17 protein-coding genes are annotated in these 15,318 nt (G+C 66.6%); 10 read left to right on the forward strand and 7 right to left on the reverse strand.

Features of this window, described 5'->3' with window-relative positions; translation table 11 throughout:
• Positions 1-131 precede the first annotated feature (131 nt).
• The gene (locus P1K30_RS01230; protein ID WP_275630848.1) at positions 132-1,172 is read left to right on the forward strand and encodes a hypothetical protein; all 1,041 of its coding nucleotides are present in this window, start codon (positions 132-134) and stop codon (positions 1,170-1,172) included.
• On the opposite strand, the gene P1K30_RS01235 is transcribed toward P1K30_RS01230, so the two are convergent.
• From P1K30_RS01235 to P1K30_RS01260, 6 genes are all read right to left on the reverse strand, one after another.
• Positions 1,169-2,473 (reverse strand): homoserine dehydrogenase, encoded by a 1,305-nt coding sequence (locus tag P1K30_RS01235; RefSeq protein WP_275630849.1) that lies wholly within the window; start codon positions 2,471-2,473, stop codon positions 1,169-1,171. The two genes, P1K30_RS01230 and P1K30_RS01235, sit on opposite strands and share 4 nt — an antisense overlap.
• A gap of 90 nt (positions 2,474-2,563) precedes the next feature.
• Entirely contained in the window at positions 2,564-3,322 is a 759-nt protein-coding gene (locus P1K30_RS01240) for an ABC transporter ATP-binding protein (RefSeq protein ID WP_275630850.1), read from the reverse strand.
• Entirely contained in the window at positions 3,319-4,101 is a 783-nt protein-coding gene (locus tag P1K30_RS01245; protein ID WP_275630851.1) for an MlaE family ABC transporter permease, read from the reverse strand. Before P1K30_RS01245 ends, P1K30_RS01240 begins: the two co-directional genes overlap by 4 nt.
• Positions 4,098-5,150, reverse strand: coding sequence for an alanine racemase (gene alr / locus P1K30_RS01250; protein WP_275630852.1), 1,053 nt, complete (start codon positions 5,148-5,150; stop codon positions 4,098-4,100). Before alr ends, P1K30_RS01245 begins: the two co-directional genes overlap by 4 nt.
• 117 nt (positions 5,151-5,267) lie before the next feature.
• Positions 5,268-6,077, reverse strand: a complete 810-nt coding sequence (locus P1K30_RS01255; RefSeq protein WP_275630853.1) for a DUF1194 domain-containing protein — start codon at positions 6,075-6,077, stop codon at positions 5,268-5,270.
• Positions 6,078-6,230: 153 nt separating this feature from the next.
• On the reverse strand, positions 6,231-7,073 hold the full coding sequence (locus P1K30_RS01260) for a c-type cytochrome (protein WP_275630854.1): 843 nt from the start codon (positions 7,071-7,073) through the stop codon (positions 6,231-6,233).
• Between the two features lie 398 nt (positions 7,074-7,471).
• On the opposite strand from P1K30_RS01260, the gene ureC reads away from it, so the two are divergent.
• The 7 genes from ureC to ureG all read left to right on the forward strand — a co-directional run bounded on the left by ureC (position 7,472) and on the right by ureG (position 12,751).
• Entirely contained in the window at positions 7,472-9,181 is a 1,710-nt protein-coding gene (gene ureC / locus P1K30_RS01265) for an urease subunit alpha (protein WP_275630855.1), read from the forward strand.
• 415 nt (positions 9,182-9,596) lie between these two features.
• Entirely contained in the window at positions 9,597-9,773 is a 177-nt protein-coding gene (locus P1K30_RS01270) for a hypothetical protein (protein ID WP_275630856.1), read from the forward strand.
• A gap of 69 nt (positions 9,774-9,842) precedes the next feature.
• The gene (locus P1K30_RS01275; RefSeq protein ID WP_275630857.1) at positions 9,843-10,523 is read left to right on the forward strand and encodes a hypothetical protein; all 681 of its coding nucleotides are present in this window, start codon (positions 9,843-9,845) and stop codon (positions 10,521-10,523) included.
• Between the two features lie 120 nt (positions 10,524-10,643).
• Positions 10,644-10,826: a hypothetical protein gene (locus P1K30_RS01280; RefSeq protein ID WP_275630858.1), complete on the forward strand. Its 183-nt coding sequence runs from the start codon at positions 10,644-10,646 to the stop codon at positions 10,824-10,826.
• A gap of 97 nt (positions 10,827-10,923) precedes the next feature.
• Positions 10,924-11,523: an urease accessory protein UreE gene (ureE, locus tag P1K30_RS01285; RefSeq protein WP_275630859.1), complete on the forward strand. Its 600-nt coding sequence runs from the start codon at positions 10,924-10,926 to the stop codon at positions 11,521-11,523.
• Positions 11,524-11,549: 26 nt separating this feature from the next.
• Positions 11,550-12,146, forward strand: a complete 597-nt coding sequence (locus tag P1K30_RS01290) for an urease accessory protein UreF (RefSeq protein WP_275631550.1) — start codon at positions 11,550-11,552, stop codon at positions 12,144-12,146.
• Positions 12,143-12,751, forward strand: a complete 609-nt coding sequence (gene ureG, locus P1K30_RS01295; RefSeq protein ID WP_275630860.1) for an urease accessory protein UreG — start codon at positions 12,143-12,145, stop codon at positions 12,749-12,751. The genes P1K30_RS01290 and ureG overlap by 4 nt, the downstream gene beginning before the upstream one ends.
• Before the next feature lie 58 nt (positions 12,752-12,809).
• On the opposite strand, the gene P1K30_RS01300 is transcribed toward ureG, so the two are convergent.
• Positions 12,810-13,907, reverse strand: coding sequence for a tRNA-dihydrouridine synthase (locus P1K30_RS01300; RefSeq protein ID WP_275630861.1), 1,098 nt, complete (start codon positions 13,905-13,907; stop codon positions 12,810-12,812).
• A gap of 282 nt (positions 13,908-14,189) precedes the next feature.
• Here P1K30_RS01300 and P1K30_RS01305 point away from each other — a divergent pair, with 282 nt between their 5' ends.
• On the forward strand, positions 14,190-14,618 hold the full coding sequence (locus P1K30_RS01305; protein ID WP_275630862.1) for an EF-hand domain-containing protein: 429 nt from the start codon (positions 14,190-14,192) through the stop codon (positions 14,616-14,618).
• Between the two features lie 73 nt (positions 14,619-14,691).
• Positions 14,692-15,318 (forward strand): 2OG-Fe(II) oxygenase family protein, encoded by a 627-nt coding sequence (locus P1K30_RS01310; RefSeq protein ID WP_275630863.1) that lies wholly within the window; start codon positions 14,692-14,694, stop codon positions 15,316-15,318.

The following is a 15,318-nucleotide window of genomic DNA, read 5'->3' on the forward strand; positions in this document are numbered from 1 at the left end:
CGGGCAGGGGCGCTGCCCCCGCCGCGCGTTGCGCGGCTCCCCCGAGGTATTTCGGAAGAGAAGAAGCATCAGGCGCGCTGGACCGGCGGGGGGGATCGTCTAACTGCGTTTGGAGGCTAAGGGAGATCCGGATGCGACGTGCGGTCGATATCGTGTCGCGCCACATGGTGGCGCTGTCCTGCGCGATGTTCGCGGCGGGGGCGGCCGAGCGGGTGGCGGCGATGCTGCGCGATGGCGGCCCGGATACGTGGCGCGCGTTCTACCTGACGCATTACGCGGTGAACTACATCGACCACGGCTTTGCGAAGCGCGCCGTGGTGGGCACCGTGCTGCGTCCGCTGGTGTCGGTCTTGCCGACCGCCGGTGTCGTGGCGGTGATGCTGGTGCTGGCGGCGGCGGCCCTGCTGGCGCTGGTGCTGCTGCTGGACCGGGCGCTGCCGCACGACGCGGCGCCGGGGGCCTTGGTGAACCGGCTGCGCTGCGCCGTTGCGGTCGGGCCGCTGGGCGCGGTGCAGGCGGGGTTCGAGGCGGGGCGGTTCGATCCGTTCCTGTATCTGCTGCTGGCGCTGGCCTTGTGGGCCGTGGCGCGGCACCGGGCGTGGCTGGCGGGGGCGGTCTGCGCGGTGGCGATCCTGCTGCACGAGGGCTTTGCCGTGTTCGGCGTGCCGCTGGTGCTGGCCGGGGGCTGGGCGCTGGGACAGCGGCGCCGACTGGTGCCGCCGCTGTTGCTGGCGGGCATCGCGGCGCTGGCCGTGCTGCTGTTCGGCAACTCGGAGGTGGCCGAGCAAACGGCGGCGGGGATCGCGGGCCACGTCTGGGGCAGGGGTCTGTTGGACCCGAACCTTGGTCTTGCGGTCTGGCAGTATGCGCTGCTGGCGCTGTATTGGGCCGCGCTTGGGGCCGTGCTGGCGGCCATGTACCGGGGGCGGCGGCCCGACCTGCTGGTGCTGGCGGCGGTGTGCCCACTGGTGCTGAACGTGGTGGGGTGGGATGTGAGCCGCTGGGTGGCGCTGGCCTTCGCGGCGTTGCTGGCCAACCTGTCGTTCCAGCGGCTGGCGCTGGGGCGGGACCTGCCGCAGCGGGGCGGGCGCGCCGCCCTGCTGCTGTGTCTGCCCGCCGGTCCGATCGGGACCGGCGCGCCGTTTCCGTGGCTGGCCTGGGTGTGGTCCTAGACCTCTTCGATGCGGATCGCCACCGGCTCGCCCTCGACCACGCCGGTCCGGCTCATGCCCGACAGCGCCGCGTCCAGCGCCGCGCGCGGGCATTTGTGGGTCACAAACAGCACCGGGGCGGTGCCCTCGGCGTGGTGGCTGTACTGGCGCATCCGGTTGATCGAGACGCCCGCTTCGCCAAGGGCCGTCGCCACCCGCGCCAGCGCGCCGGGTTTGTCCTGCAGCTGCATCCGCAGGTAGAACGCCGCCGGGGCCGCGGCCTTGGCGGGCTTTGGCTTTTGCAGCGAGCTGGCGGGCTGGCCGAAGGTCGACACGCGGATGCCGCGCGCGATGTCGAGGATGTCGGACAGCACCGCGCTGGCGGTCGGGCCTTCGCCCGCGCCCGCGCCGCGCATCACGATCTGGCCCACCGCGTCGCCTTCCAGCACCACCATGTTGGTGCCGCCTTCCAGCTGCCCCAGCGGGCTGTCGGCGGGCACAAGGCAGGGCGACATGCGCTGTTCCAGCCCGCGCCCGGTCATCTGCGTGACGCCCAGCAGCTTGATGCGATAGCCCATGTCGCGGGCCTGTTCGATATCGGCGAACTCGATCCGCTGGATGCCTTCCAACTCGACCGCGGGGAAGTCGACCTGCGTGCCGAAGGCGATGGAGGACAGCAGCGACAGCTTGTGACCGGCGTCGATGCCGCCCACGTCCAGCGTCGGGTCGGCCTCGAGATAACCAAGCGCGTTGGCTTCCTCGAACACCTCGTCATAGGGCAGGCCCGCGCTTTCCATCCGGGTCAGGATGTAGTTGCAGGTGCCATTCATCACGCCCATGACGCGCTGTACCTCGTTGCCGGCAAGCCCCTCGGTCAGCGCCTTGACCACCGGGATGCCGCCGGCGACGGCGGCTTCGAACCGCAGCGCCACGCCCGCCTCTTCGGCGGCGGTGGCCAATGCCTGACCGTGCAGGGCAAGCATCGCCTTGTTGGCGGTGACCACGTCCTTGCCGGTGGCGATGGCGGTTTCGGTCGCGACCTTGGCGGGACCGTCCGAGCCGCCCATCAGTTCGACGAACAGGTCGATGTCATCGCGGCGGGCAAGGGCGATGGGATCGTCTTCCCAGTCGTAGCCGGACAGGCGGACGCCGCGGTCCTTGTCGCGGTTGCGCGCAGAGATCGCGACGACCTGGATCTCGCGGCCCGTGCGGGCGGCCAGAAGGTCGGCGCGGCGCTGGATGATCTTGATGACGCCGGCGCCGACGGTTCCGAGACCCGCGATGCCAAGGCGAAGGGGGCCTGTCCCGTGCGAGGTGGTCATGGTGCCGGTCTCCGTTTCCAGTGTCGTTTGGAGGGCACGGATAGCCGGATTGCCGGTGGGGTGCAACGGCGCGCCGCGATGCGGCGAAGCCTAGCGGACCGCTTCGATGGGCCCTTCGGCCGCGCCGGTGATGAACTGCCGCAGGTACGGGTCGTCGGCGCTGTCCATCTCGGCGACGGGGCCGGTCCAGTGGATCGTGCCGCCGTGCAGCATCGCGACCTTGTCGGCAATGTCGCGGACGCTGGTCATGTCGTGGGTGATGGTCATGGCGGTCGCGCCCATCTCGACCACGATTTCGCGGATCAGCTCGTTGATGACGCCGGACATGATCGGGTCGAGCCCGGTGGTGGGTTCGTCGAAGAAGATGATCTCGGGTTCGGCGGCGATGGCGCGGGCAAGGCCGACGCGTTTCTGCATGCCGCCCGACAGTTCCGCAGGGAACTGGTCGGCGACATCGGGCGACAGGCCGACGCGGCGCAGCTTCTCGATCGCGATCTCGCGCGCCTCGGCCTTGGGCCGTTTCAGCGACCCGCGCAGCAGGCGGAAGGCGACGTTTTCCCAGACGGTCATGGAGTCGAACAGCGCGCCGCCCTGAAACAGCATTCCGAAGCGGGCGAGGAAGGCGTCGCGTTCGCGGCTGGAGCGCGCCTTGGTGACGTCTTCGCCGTCCAGCAGGATCTGGCCGCTGTCCGGTGTGACAAGGCCCAGCACGCATTTCAACGCCACCGACTTGCCGGTGCCCGAGCCGCCGATGATCACCATCGACTCGCCCCGGTCGACTTCAAGGTTCACCCCCCGAAGGACCTTCTTGGGCCCGAAAGCCTTGTGGACGTCGCGCAGCTCGATCATTGGGTGAAGAACAGCCCTGTCAGAAGGAAGTTGGACGCAAGGATCAGAACCGAGGCCGAGACGACGGCGTCGGTGGTCGCGCGGCCCACGCCCTGTGCGCCACGGCCCGAGCGCATCCCGTGGTAACAGCCCATCGTCGCGACGATGAAGCCGAAGACGGCGGCCTTCACAAGGCCCGAGATCACGTCGCCCGCCTGCAGGAAATTCACCGTCGTCTGAACGTAGGTCGCGCCGTTGAAATCCAGCCGCAGGACCGCGACGAGGTAGCCGCCGAGGATGCCGATGGTATTGCCGACGGCGGCAAGGAACGGCAGCGCCACGGTGGCGGCCAGCACGCGCGGCACGGTCAGGTACTTCATCGGGTGGGTGGACAGCGTTACCAGCGCGTCGATCTGCTCGGTCACCTTCATCGTGCCGATCTCGGCGGCGATGGCGGCCGAGACGCGGCCCGCGACCATCAGGCCGCCCAGCACAGGGCCAAGTTCGCGGACCATGCCAAGCGCCACGATCTGCGGCACCACGGCCTCGGCGTTGAAGCGGGCGCCGCCGGCGTAGATCTGCAACGCCAAGGCGCCGCCGGTGAACAGCGTGGTCAGGCCGACGACGGGCAGGCTGAAATAGCCGATGAACAGCAGTTGCGACAGGAACTCGCGCCAGTAGAACGGCGGACGGACAAGGTGGGACAGGGTGCCGCCCACGAAGATCGCCAGCCGCCCGATGGCGGCGATCAGCGCCAGCGTGGATCGGCCGACGGCCGCGACGGGCGACAGCAGGCTCATGCAGCCGCGCTGGTGTAGCGGCGGACGTAGCGCGGCCCAAGCGCGGTCAGCATCTCGTAGCCGATGGTGCCCGCGGCATCCGCCAGATCGTCGATCCGCTGCATGGTGTTAAGCAGGTCCAGCGCCTGCGGGTCGCCGTCAAGGTCGGTGATGTCCACGGTGATCAGGTCCATCGACACCCGCCCGACGATGGGGCAGGCCGTGGCGCCGTGGTACATCGCGATCCCCTTGCCGGCGAGCGCGCGGTGGACGCCGTCGGCATAGCCTGCCGACACGGTGGCGATGCGGCTGGGGCGGTCCGCGATCCAGCTGTTGCCATAGCCCACGGGCTCGCCCGCATCGACTTCGCGGACCTGGATCACCGGCAGCGACAGGCGCACAACGGTCGCGGCGTCTTCGAACGGCATCCCGCCGTACAGGCCGACGCCGGGACGCACCATGTCGAAGTGATAGTCCGGCCCCAGCAGCGTGCCGCCGGTGGCCGAGATCGACAGGGGCACGCCAAGACCGCGGGTCATCTCGTGGAAATTGGCCAGCTGGGTCCGGTTCATCTCGTGCCCCGGTTCGTCGGCGCAGGCAAGGTGGCTCATCACCAGTTGCGGGCCCTGCCGCATTGTGATGTCGCGCACGGCGGCCCATTCGGCGGGCTCCATCCCAAGACGGTTCATGCCGCTGTCCAACTGGACGCCGAAGGGCAGTCCGGGCAGCGACTCGAAGTGACGGGTCATCTGCTCGATCGAGTTCAGCATCGGCACAAGACCAAGGTCGCCGATCGTGTCGGTGTCGCCTGCCATGTGGCCGCCATAGACGAAGATCCGCGCCGAAGGGCCAAGCGCCTCGCGCAGCGCGGCGCCTTCCTCTGCGGTGGCGATGAAGAATGTCCGCGCTCCGGCAGCGGCAAGCGCCCGCGCCACGGGCGCTATCCCAAGGCCGTAGGCGTCCGCCTTCACGGTGGCGGCGGTTTCCACCGTCGAGGGGCTGAGCGCGTCAAGCGCGCGCCAGTTCTCGGTGATGGCGTTCAGGTCGATTGTCAGGCGTCCGGTGCTCATGCCCAGCCTTTTGCCGAGGCAGGCGCGCGGGCGCAAGGGTCGGTTGTACGGCGGGGCCGGGTCATCGCGGGATCGTGCCGGGTGCGGGGCCGCATCGCGCCGGGGGAACGGCGCGCGTCAGGGCATCCAGGCGCCGTTCCGCTCGCGCCACATCTTCTCGCCCACAAGGCAGTCGGTGCTGTCCTCGACCACCTTCTCGATGCGCGGGGCGTCGGGCGGGCCGGGGCGCGATACCATTTCCAGCACCAGCTTGCGGCGCACGGCGGCGGCGAAATCGTCCCAGTCCCAGACCGGGATCACGAAAGACCCGGGGCCGCCGATCACGCAGTCGCGGTAATAGGCGTCGAGATCGTCGATGTTCCAGTTCGCGCCCATGCCTTCGCGCGTCATCAGCGGCAGGCCGTTGATCACGATGCCCTCGGCGATCACCTCGTCGCGGGCGCGCAGGACTTCCCAGCCCTGATTGTTGGGTCCATCACCCGATACATCAACGACCTGCCGCAAGCCCATGAATTCGTTGTCCTCCAGGCTGTCGCGCGCATGAAGGAGCGCGCCCGAGATCGAGGTCCGCCGCAGCGACGGGTTGAAGGAGGAGGTCAGCGTCTCTGAAAACGCGGCAAGGTCCTCGCGGGTCTCCAAAAGACGCCAGTCGACGATGATCCGCTGCGCGCCCCAGCCGGCCCATTCGACGTAAGACAACGCGACGCGCAGCAACAGGCCGGACTGCATCGCCTCGAACACCTCGTCGGAATTCAGCGCCTCGGCATAGCCGCGCCGCTGGATCTCCAACTCGCGCGGGGACATCGAGCGGCTGACGTCGACCATCAGGATCAGTTCAAGGTCCACCTCGGTCTTGCCGTCCGTCCAGTCCTGCGCATGGGCGGCAGGTGCGGTCAGAAGGGCAAGAAGGCACAGGAGGTATCGCATGGGTTGATCCTGCAAAGCCGTCCCGCGTGCTGTCCAATCACAAACACCGGAGCCGGGCCCGAAGGGACGCAGCACGGGCCGCCGCACGGGCAGCCCGCCTGTTTCGCAGGCAGAATGGCATGTCGCGGCAGGGCGCGAGCACCCGCCTTCGGATCACTCCACCGTGTCGGCCAGCGGGCGCAGCTGCCGCAGGTAGGCCACCACCGCATCAAGGTCGGTGTCCGTCATCGCGGCGAAGTGGCCATAGGGCATCGGCGGAAGCATCCGGCTACCATCCGGGCGAACGCCCTCGGTTATCATCGCTTTCAACTCGTCATCCGAATAGCCCGCGATCCCGTCCTCGGACGGCGTCAGGTTGCTGGCAACAGAGGTGCCCCACGGCCCGTGGAATTCGAACCCGCCGCGTCCCAGATCGGTGTCGACCATCGGGCCTTGCGGTCCCATCGGCGTGTGGCATTCCATGCAATGCGCCAGCGGTCCCGCGACGTACTCGCCGTATTCCACCGTCACGGCGGCTTCGGGTGGCGTGACGCTTTCGACCGGCGGGCCATAGGCCGGGGGAAGGGGGATGTTGTAGGTCGACTTGCCCGCGTCGTTGTCGACGCCCGGGAGGGTCCGCAGGAACATCACCACCGACATCAGATCGTCGTCGCCGATCCCCCGGTAGAAGACGAAAGGCATCGGCGGGCCGATGATCGAACCGTCGGGGCGGATCCCCTCGCGGATGGCGCGGGCGAGTTCCTCGTCGGACCAGTCACCGACGGGGCCCGCGGGCGTGATGTTGGGGGCGATGGCGGTGAACATGTCGTTCTGTTCCACAAGGCGCCCGGCCAGTTCCATGTCGGGCACGTAGCCTTCGGGGCCCATCGGCGTGTGGCAGTTGCCGCAGCCCATCGGTCCGCGCACCAGATATTCACCGCGTTCGACGCTTGGTTCGGCAATGGCTGTCCCGGCGGTTGCCGCGAAGCAAACCGCAGCCAGGATCCGGCTATGCATGTCAGTGTCCTCCCAGACGTGCAGGCTCGGACTGGCGCGGTCCTGCAATACTATTTGATTGTTTCCAGTCGGTTATGCCGTAAGTGTAACTTGAAAACTTACGCCTCGTCAACTTGGTTCGAGCGGTGCGTTTCGGTTGGCCGACACGCGGCGTGTATCCCGATGCGGAGGCGCGGGCGGCGGGGCGTCAGGGGCCTTGGGTAAGGGCGCCGAAAGGCTTCGGCGGGTCCGCCAAACGCCAAGAAATCGCGCGCCGGATCAGGAAATTCCGCACCGTGCCGGGTCTTGGGGCGGAAAAACCGTGGCCCCGTCTTGCCTTGGCGCGCCGGATCGGCAAGCTGACGGGCAGCATCCTGACGTCGGCTGGCCGCCGATGCCGACTGCCACGAGGAGAGACCATGCCCACCCGCATTTCCCGCGCCGCCTATGCCGACATGTACGGCCCCACCACCGGGGACCGCGTGCGTCTGGCCGACACCGACCTGATCATCGAGATCGAGAAGGACCTGACCACCTACGGCGAAGAGGTGAAGTTCGGCGGCGGCAAGGTGATCCGCGACGGGATGGGCCAGTCTCAGGTCACCCGCGCGGGCGGGGCGGTGGACACCGTGATCACCAACGCGCTGATCGTCGACCACACCGGGATCTACAAGGCCGACGTCGGCCTGAAGGATGGCCGCATTGCCGCCATCGGCAAGGCAGGCAACCCCGACACCCAGCCCGGCGTGGACATCATCGTCGGCCCGGGGACCGAGGTGATCGCGGGCGAGGGGCGCATCCTGACCGCTGGCGGCTTCGACAGCCACATCCACTATATCTGTCCGCAGCAGATCGACGACGCGCTGCACTCTGGCCTGACCACGATGCTGGGCGGCGGCACCGGCCCCGCGCATGGCACGCTGGCCACCACCTGCACCCCGGGGCCGTGGCATCTGGCGCGGATGATGCAGTCGGCGGACGCGTTTCCGATGAACCTTGCCTTCGCGGGCAAGGGCAACGCCAGCCAGCCCGGCGCGCTGGTCGAGATGGTCGAGGCGGGCGCCTGCGCGCTGAAGCTGCACGAGGACTGGGGCACCACCCGCGGCGCCATCGACTGTTGTCTGTCCGTCGCCGACGACATGGACGTGCAGGTGATGATCCACACCGACACGCTGAACGAATCCGGTTTCGTCGAGAACACCGTCGCGGCGATGAAGGGCCGGACCATCCATGCCTTCCACACCGAGGGTGCGGGCGGCGGGCACGCGCCCGACATCATCAAGGTGGTCGAACAGCAGAACGTGCTTCCGTCCTCGACCAACCCGACGCGGCCCTTCACGCAGAACACTCTGGAAGAACACCTCGACATGCTGATGGTGTGCCACCATCTGGACAAGGCGATCCCCGAGGACGTGGCCTTCGCCGAAAGCCGCATCCGCCGCGAAACGATCGCCGCCGAGGATATTCTGCACGATATGGGCGCCTTCTCGATCATCGCGTCCGACAGTCAGGCGATGGGCCGGGTGGGCGAGGTGATCATCCGCACGTGGCAGACCGCCGACAAGATGAAGAAACAGCGCGGCCGTCTGGCCGACGAGACCGGCGCGAACGACAACGTGCGGGTCAAACGCTACATCGCCAAGTACACGATCAACCCGGCCATCGCGCACGGCATCTCGACCCAGATCGGCTCGATCGAGCCGGGCAAGCGCGCCGACCTCGTGCTGTGGTCGCCCGCCTTCTTCGGGGTGAAGCCCGAGATGGTGCTGATCGGCGGCAGCATCGCGATGGCGCAGATGGGCGATCCGAACGCCTCGATCCCGACGCCGCAGCCGGTCTACTCGCGGCCCATGTGGGGCGCCTTCGGCCGGTCGGTCGAGAACTCGGCGGTGATCTTCGCCAGCCAGGCGGCGGTCGCGAACGGGCTGGGCGGCCAGCTGGGTATCGCGAAGGAACTGGTCGCGGTCGAGAACACCCGCAAGATCGGCAAGTCCGACATGGTCATGAACGCGGCCACCCCGTCGATGGAGGTGAACCCCGAGACCTACGAGGTCCGCGCCGACGGCGAGCTTCTGACCTGCGAACCGGCGAAAGAACTGCCGATGGCGCAGCGGTATTTCATGTTCTGAACGGGCGTCGGGGGGATGGGGTGAGACCCTATCCGGCGTGCTTGGTGATGTTGTACGGGATGGGGTGAAACCCCATCCTACGATACCATCGCCGTAGGATGGGGTTTGACCCCATCGAAATCCCCACCGACGATGCCATCCCCGTAGGATGGGGTTTCACCCCATCCACACCCCGACCAAGCCCCCCCCAACCCACACACACCCCGTCACATCGCAACGATAGGTCAGGGTCGCTGCCATGTCCCTCGCGAATACCGGCTTCGCAGAGGCAGCATTTGTCGCTGCGGCGCAGCGAGGTTATTTGTTTGATCAAGGGAGGAAACCAGACTGTCACCCAGCGAGGTTTCCCTTGGCAGACATTTACAGGCTAACCGGCATCCACCGGGAAACGCCGGAAGAACGGAGCGCACGCGCAATGATGGACAATTTCTTCGCCAGTCTTGGACAAGGCTTCAACGCGTACCTGGCTTCCCGGTCGCGCATGGGCGAGATCCAGAAGCTGAACGCGAAAACCGACACGGAACTGTCCGCGATGGGCCTGAAGCGCGAAGATATTCCGCGTCACGTCTACCGCGACATCTTCTACATGTAAGGCCGGTTCGGCCCCTTGTGTCCGCGCCCGGATGCGCGGACACTCGCCCCGTCTGACGGGAGCGATACCATGCGATACGACTTGGCCGCGGTCTTTCTTGCCGCTGTCCTTTCCCTTGCCGCCCAGCCGGGGTCGGCCCAAGGCGTGCGGCGATCCAACGCGCCTCCGCCCGCGACACCGCCGGATGCCAGCGTTCCCAATGGCGCGGATTGCCCGGTTGCGGCTGACCTAGCCGGGGGCATCCGGCTTACCTCTGACCTGAACGAGACCGAGACGATCCGCCTTGAAGAGGACGGCAGCTTCATCGTGCGGTTCGAGGATGCCGAAGGCTTCGGTGTCGTGATGCGTCTTGTGCGCGGGCTTTACCTGACCCGATCGTGGCCGATCGATGAAGGGCAGGTGGACTTTTGGCCCAGCATGATCGTCAACTTTCCTGTGTCCGACGCCGAGATGCCCGACCCGGTGCCGGGCGAGGGTTGGGACGTCGACGTGCGCCTTGGCGGAAGCGATTTCGCGGACGAGGGCGAGGAACAGTCCTACAGCTTCGGCGAGCCCGACAGGATCGCTTTCGGGGACTGCGTCTATGACTACATCCCCGTCACAGCGGTCTACATCGGCGCTGGAGATCCGTTTCAGGATGTTTACTACTACCTGACGGAATTCGGCGTCTCGTATCTTGCCGAAAGCGGCCCGGTGGGTGCGGAGCCGGACCTTTTCACGAACCACATCAGAATAGAGGCGGTGCAATGAGCGCGAGCCATGCAGCCTTGGCAAGGCGGGTATCCGTGCCCGGACCTAGCCAAAACGTCGCGGACTGTGCAAATAGCGGGCAGTTTTTAAACTGCACACGTATTGCGCAGGAGCGCCAAGATGACCACCACTTACATGCTGCCCTTCACCGCGCTGCGGTCGGGCCTGACCAACTTCGTCCGCCGGTTCGGCACCTCGGGCTACGAGGATCTGTTCTCGCTGACCGACGAACAACTTGCCGTTCGCGGCTACACCCGCGAGGGCCTGGCCAAGCTGTCCATGAGCGGCCGCGCCTGGAACTAAGGTCGTCGCGCCCGACGGCGCGCCTTGACCAATGCCTATCGCGCCCACGGGCGCGAGGGGATGCACGGACCACGGTCCGCACGACAGGAGGTGCCCAATGAGCGGTGCGCTTCCGAAGGCGCTGGAGATCCAGCGCGGGCCGCTTCAGGCCGAACCGTCCGACCGCGTGGTGATGACCTATGATGCGCGCCTTCTGCGCCGCAAACGTCTCACCACTGCGGGCGGAATGTCCTTCCTTGCAGATCTGTCCGAAGCGGTCAGCCTTGGCGACGGCGATGCCTTCGTTCTGGAGGACGGCAGCCTGATCGCGGTCGAAGCCGCGGCCGAGGGGCTGTTATCCGTCACCGGCGACCACCTGCCGCGACTGGCATGGCACATCGGCAACCGCCACACGCCGTGCCAGATCGAGACAGATCGCCTGCTGATCCAGCGCGACCACGTTCTGGCCCGGATGCTGGCGGGGCTGGGCGCCATGGTTGCCGAGGTCGAGGAACCCTTCACCCCAGAGGGCGGCGCCTATGGACATGGGCGCACGATGGGTCACGATCACGGCCATTCGCACGACCATGGACATGCGCATTCGCATGACCACGACCATGGCCATGATCACGGGCACGCGCATGCCCACGCGCACTCCCATAGCCACACCCATGTGCACCACCACGGCGGACATTCGCACGGCGAGGAAGAAGAGTGACCGGCCTTCTTACGCTGGTTCAGTGGATGTCGCCCGCCTTTCCGGTGGGCAGCTTTGCCTATTCTCACGGTCTGGAGCAGGCGGTTGCCGCCGATGAGGTGACGACCTCTGCCGCGCTGGCCGACTGGCTGGGCGATGTGCTGACCCTTGGCGCGGGGCGGGCAGACGCGATCCTGCTGGCCTCGGCCCTGCGCGGCGAGGACGCGACCGCGCTTGCCGCCACCGCCCGCGCGCTGGCCGCGTCGCGCGAACGCTGGGATGAGACCATCGCGCAGGGCCGCGCCTTCGCCGAGGCCGCCAGCGCCACCGGCACGCCGGTCGACGCGCTGCCCTTTCCCGTCGCCGTGGGAGTCGCCGCGCGGACGCTGGGCCTTCCGGCCGAGCAGGTGATCGGCGTCTACCTGCACGCTTTCGCCTCGAACCTCGTCAGCGCGGCGGTCCGCTTCGTGCCGCTGGGGCAGGCCGAGGGACAGCGCGTGCTGGCCGGGCTTCACCCGGCGATCACGGCGGTCGCGGCGGATGCCGCGGGGCAGGGCGTGGAGGACATCGCCTCTTTCGTCCCGCGCGGCGATCTGGCAGCGATGCGACACGAGACGATGGACGTAAGGATCTTCAGGACATGAGCGGAAACGGACCCCTGCGCGTGGGCATCGGCGGCCCGGTGGGTGCGGGCAAGACGACGCTGACCGAACAACTGTGCCGGGCGATGTCGGCGGACTATTCCGTCGCCGTCATCACCAACGACATCTACACCAGCGAGGACGCCGAGTATCTGATGCGCGCGCAGGCCCTGCCGCTGGAACGCATCCGGGGCGTCGAGACGGGCGGCTGCCCCCACACCGCGATCCGCGAAGATGCGTCGATCAACCTTGCCGCCGTGGCCGAATTGCGCGCGACCTTCGACGATCTGGACGTGATTTTCATCGAATCCGGCGGCGACAATCTGGCGGCCACCTTTTCCCCCGAACTCGCGGACCTGACGCTGTACGTGATCGACACCGCCGCGGGGCAGGACATTCCGCGCAAGAAGGGGCCGGGGCTGACGCGGTCGGACCTGCTGATCGTGAACAAGACCGACCTTGCCCCTTATGTGGGCGTCGATCTGGACCAGCTGGAGGCCGACGCGCGGGTCGCGCGCGGGGCGCGCCCGTTCGTCATGGCCGGGGTGAAGACCGGCAAGGGCATCGACGAAGTCGTGTCGTTCCTGAAGGAAGAAGGCGGGCTGTAAACGCGCCGCCCAAGGACCCGGTAGCCAGCGGAAACGCGCGGCTGCCGGATGCTGCGGCCTAGGCCGATTTCGCGTAACCGCCGTTGTAGGCGTCGCTTTTGCGGCGGACCTGCGAATGCTCGACGATCCGTTCGCGTGCGATGCCCCGGAACTCCTCGATCGAGGAATAGCCTTTGCGTTCCAGATAGTCGGCAAGATCGGTCGTCAGCTCGTTGATCAGGTTGACGCCGATGCCGCCGCTGCCCTTTTCCTCCATCGCGGCGGTGCAGACCTGAAGGTTGCCCGCGCCATGCGCGATGAAGTTGAACGCCTCGCGGAAGCCCTTGATCCCGCCGATGCCGGAAATCGCCTTGTCCGGGTAGGCGCGCGAGATGTCGGACACGCGCTGAAGCGCCTGATGCAGGATCGCCAGCCCGCCCAGCCCGCCGGACGTCACCAAACCGTCGACCTCGACCTCGAACTTGAAGGTTTCGGGGTCCATCAGCGGCAGCGACGGGAAGGTGTTGCACAGCGAGATCGACGCGGCGCCTGCGTCATAGGCGGCGCCCGCCGCATCCACCAGCGTCGAGGTCGAGGGCGTCAGCTTGACCCAGATCGGCACGTCCACCGCGCCCTTCAGCGCGCCAAGGATCGACCGGATGATATCCTCGTCGTTGGCGATGTGGGCGCCCATGTCCTTGCGGTCCATGTGGGGGCAGGACATGTTCAGTTCCAGCGCATCGCAACCGGCATCGACGCAGGCGCGTGCCAGCTTGCGCCAGTTCTCCATCTCTTCCTCGTTGCCCGCGCCCGCCATGATCGAGCCGATGAGCATCCGGTCGGGGTAGGTCGTTTTGATCTCTTCAAGGTCCGGCAGCCACTGTTCCAGCGGCTGGTCCGAGATCAGTTCCCAGTTCCACGACGAATGCGACACCGTGTCGGGCCGCTTGTTGCGGGACACGTACGGCTTTTGCTCGCTCGTGCGTTGGAAGATGGTCTTGGGTCCGGCGACATTCTCGACCGGGTGCAGGCCGATCGTCTTGGTGACGACGCCGCCCCATCCAGCCTCGAAGGCTTTCAGGATCTTGCGTTTGCTTTCCGTCGGCGGCGCAGAGGCCAAGACGAACGGGTTCACGAACTCTAGGCCGGTAAACTGCGTGGTAAGTTCGGGTTTCATGGCGCATCCTCGGGTGGTTCCTCATCTAGGACCGTAATTTTTTACCAAAAAGTCAATAATTTTCCTGCGGCCCCTGTTTCGGGGGCGGGGAACGCGCGGTGAGCCGGGGCAGGATGATCGAAACATGTGCAGTCTCGTGATCTCGTGTGCATCCGAGCCAACGTGGTCACGGGTGTGCGCAACGGTTTCCCGACCTTGGTCTGAAAAACACTCAGACGTCCGCATATGCCCCGCGTCGTTGGGTTGCTTCAGTATCGGGCTTATCAGTCCAGGAGACATGCCATGAAACTCAGTCATCTGCTTTTGACCACCTCGCTCTGCGCCGTTGCCGCCGTGCCCGCGATGGCGCAGTCCCGCACTTTCAGCTCTATTGACGCGAATGGCGACGGGCAGTTGTCGCTCGCGGAACTCGAGGCCGTTTTCGGCCGCCAGGGTGCGGGAAATATCCTTAACCGCAGCGATCTTGACCGGAACGGGTTTGTCTCGGCCTCTGAGATCAAGATTTCGCACGATGACGACTCGAACGACGACGAGTCCGATGACGATCGATATGACCGGAACAACGATGACGAAAGCGATGATCGTAACGACGACGAGTCCGACGACGACCGCAATGACGACCAAAGCGACGACGAGTCCGACGACGACAAATCGGATGAAGATGAGTCGGATGATGATGACGGCGACGACGACGAAGGCGACGACGACTAGTCCGGTCCGCTTCTGACGACTGCGTGTCCGCGCGCCCAATGCGCGGGCACGCCGCATCGCGAAAGGATCGCCTATGCAGATCGAACGGACGTCCTTCGAAAAACGGTTCTCGACGCCCATGTTCTCCTTCGAGGTCCGCGGCCACGAAGCGATCAACGACGCCTTGATCGCAGAGGGCAGGGCGTTGCGGCAGCGATGCGATGGCTCTGCCAAGTCGAACAGGGGCGGCTGGCATTCCAGGGGCAACCTTTTCACCGAGAAGGCCCCGTCCTTCGTGTTGCTGTCGGTCCTTGCGGAAGAGGCCGTGAAGCAGGCGACCGCTGCCATCGGCAAGGCCGATCTGGATCGGCTTCACATGAAACTGTTCGGCTGGATGAATATCAACACCGAAGGTGCCTACAATTCCCCGCATACGCACCCCGGCGCGCACTGGTCCGGGGTTTACTATGTTTCGCAGCCCGAAGCGGACGACGCTGACTCTGGCAGGATCGAGTTTCTTGATCCCCGCTGCGACCTCGGGCACTGGCGCATCCTCGACGCCCCCGCGCTGCGACCCAAGAAAAGCTTCCGGCCGCGTGCGGGAGAGATGATCCTGTTCCCGTCGTATCTGGTGCACTGGGTGCATCCAAACGCCACGGACGACGAACGGATCAGCATCGCGTTCAACGCGACGTTCTCGGAAGTGGACGCCGCGCGCTGA

Origin of the sequence: Psychromarinibacter halotolerans, assembly GCF_029168315.1 — a bacterium.
GTDB lineage: Bacteria > Pseudomonadota > Alphaproteobacteria > Rhodobacterales > Rhodobacteraceae > Psychromarinibacter > Psychromarinibacter halotolerans.

What these genes read in the sequence shown, in the direction of transcription:
- P1K30_RS01230 (WP_275630848.1), top strand. Translation starts at nt 132, where the DNA reads ATGCGACGTGCGGTCGATATCGTGTCGCGCCACATGGTGGCGCTGTCC.
- P1K30_RS01235 (WP_275630849.1), bottom strand. Translation starts at nt 2,473, where the DNA reads ATGACCACCTCGCACGGGACAGGCCCCCTTCGCCTTGGCATCGCGGGT.
- P1K30_RS01240 (WP_275630850.1), bottom strand. Translation starts at nt 3,322, where the DNA reads ATGATCGAGCTGCGCGACGTCCACAAGGCTTTCGGGCCCAAGAAGGTC.
- P1K30_RS01245 (WP_275630851.1), bottom strand. Translation starts at nt 4,101, where the DNA reads ATGAGCCTGCTGTCGCCCGTCGCGGCCGTCGGCCGATCCACGCTGGCG.
- alr (WP_275630852.1), bottom strand. Translation starts at nt 5,150, where the DNA reads ATGAGCACCGGACGCCTGACAATCGACCTGAACGCCATCACCGAGAAC.
- P1K30_RS01255 (WP_275630853.1), bottom strand. Translation starts at nt 6,077, where the DNA reads ATGCGATACCTCCTGTGCCTTCTTGCCCTTCTGACCGCACCTGCCGCC.
- P1K30_RS01260 (WP_275630854.1), bottom strand. Translation starts at nt 7,073, where the DNA reads ATGCATAGCCGGATCCTGGCTGCGGTTTGCTTCGCGGCAACCGCCGGG.
- ureC (WP_275630855.1), top strand. Translation starts at nt 7,472, where the DNA reads ATGCCCACCCGCATTTCCCGCGCCGCCTATGCCGACATGTACGGCCCC.
- P1K30_RS01270 (WP_275630856.1), top strand. Translation starts at nt 9,597, where the DNA reads ATGATGGACAATTTCTTCGCCAGTCTTGGACAAGGCTTCAACGCGTAC.
- P1K30_RS01275 (WP_275630857.1), top strand. Translation starts at nt 9,843, where the DNA reads ATGCGATACGACTTGGCCGCGGTCTTTCTTGCCGCTGTCCTTTCCCTT.
- P1K30_RS01280 (WP_275630858.1), top strand. Translation starts at nt 10,644, where the DNA reads ATGACCACCACTTACATGCTGCCCTTCACCGCGCTGCGGTCGGGCCTG.
- ureE (WP_275630859.1), top strand. Translation starts at nt 10,924, where the DNA reads ATGAGCGGTGCGCTTCCGAAGGCGCTGGAGATCCAGCGCGGGCCGCTT.
- P1K30_RS01290 (WP_275631550.1), top strand. Translation starts at nt 11,550, where the DNA reads ATGTCGCCCGCCTTTCCGGTGGGCAGCTTTGCCTATTCTCACGGTCTG.
- ureG (WP_275630860.1), top strand. Translation starts at nt 12,143, where the DNA reads ATGAGCGGAAACGGACCCCTGCGCGTGGGCATCGGCGGCCCGGTGGGT.
- P1K30_RS01300 (WP_275630861.1), bottom strand. Translation starts at nt 13,907, where the DNA reads ATGAAACCCGAACTTACCACGCAGTTTACCGGCCTAGAGTTCGTGAAC.
- P1K30_RS01305 (WP_275630862.1), top strand. Translation starts at nt 14,190, where the DNA reads ATGAAACTCAGTCATCTGCTTTTGACCACCTCGCTCTGCGCCGTTGCC.
- P1K30_RS01310 (WP_275630863.1), top strand. Translation starts at nt 14,692, where the DNA reads ATGCAGATCGAACGGACGTCCTTCGAAAAACGGTTCTCGACGCCCATG.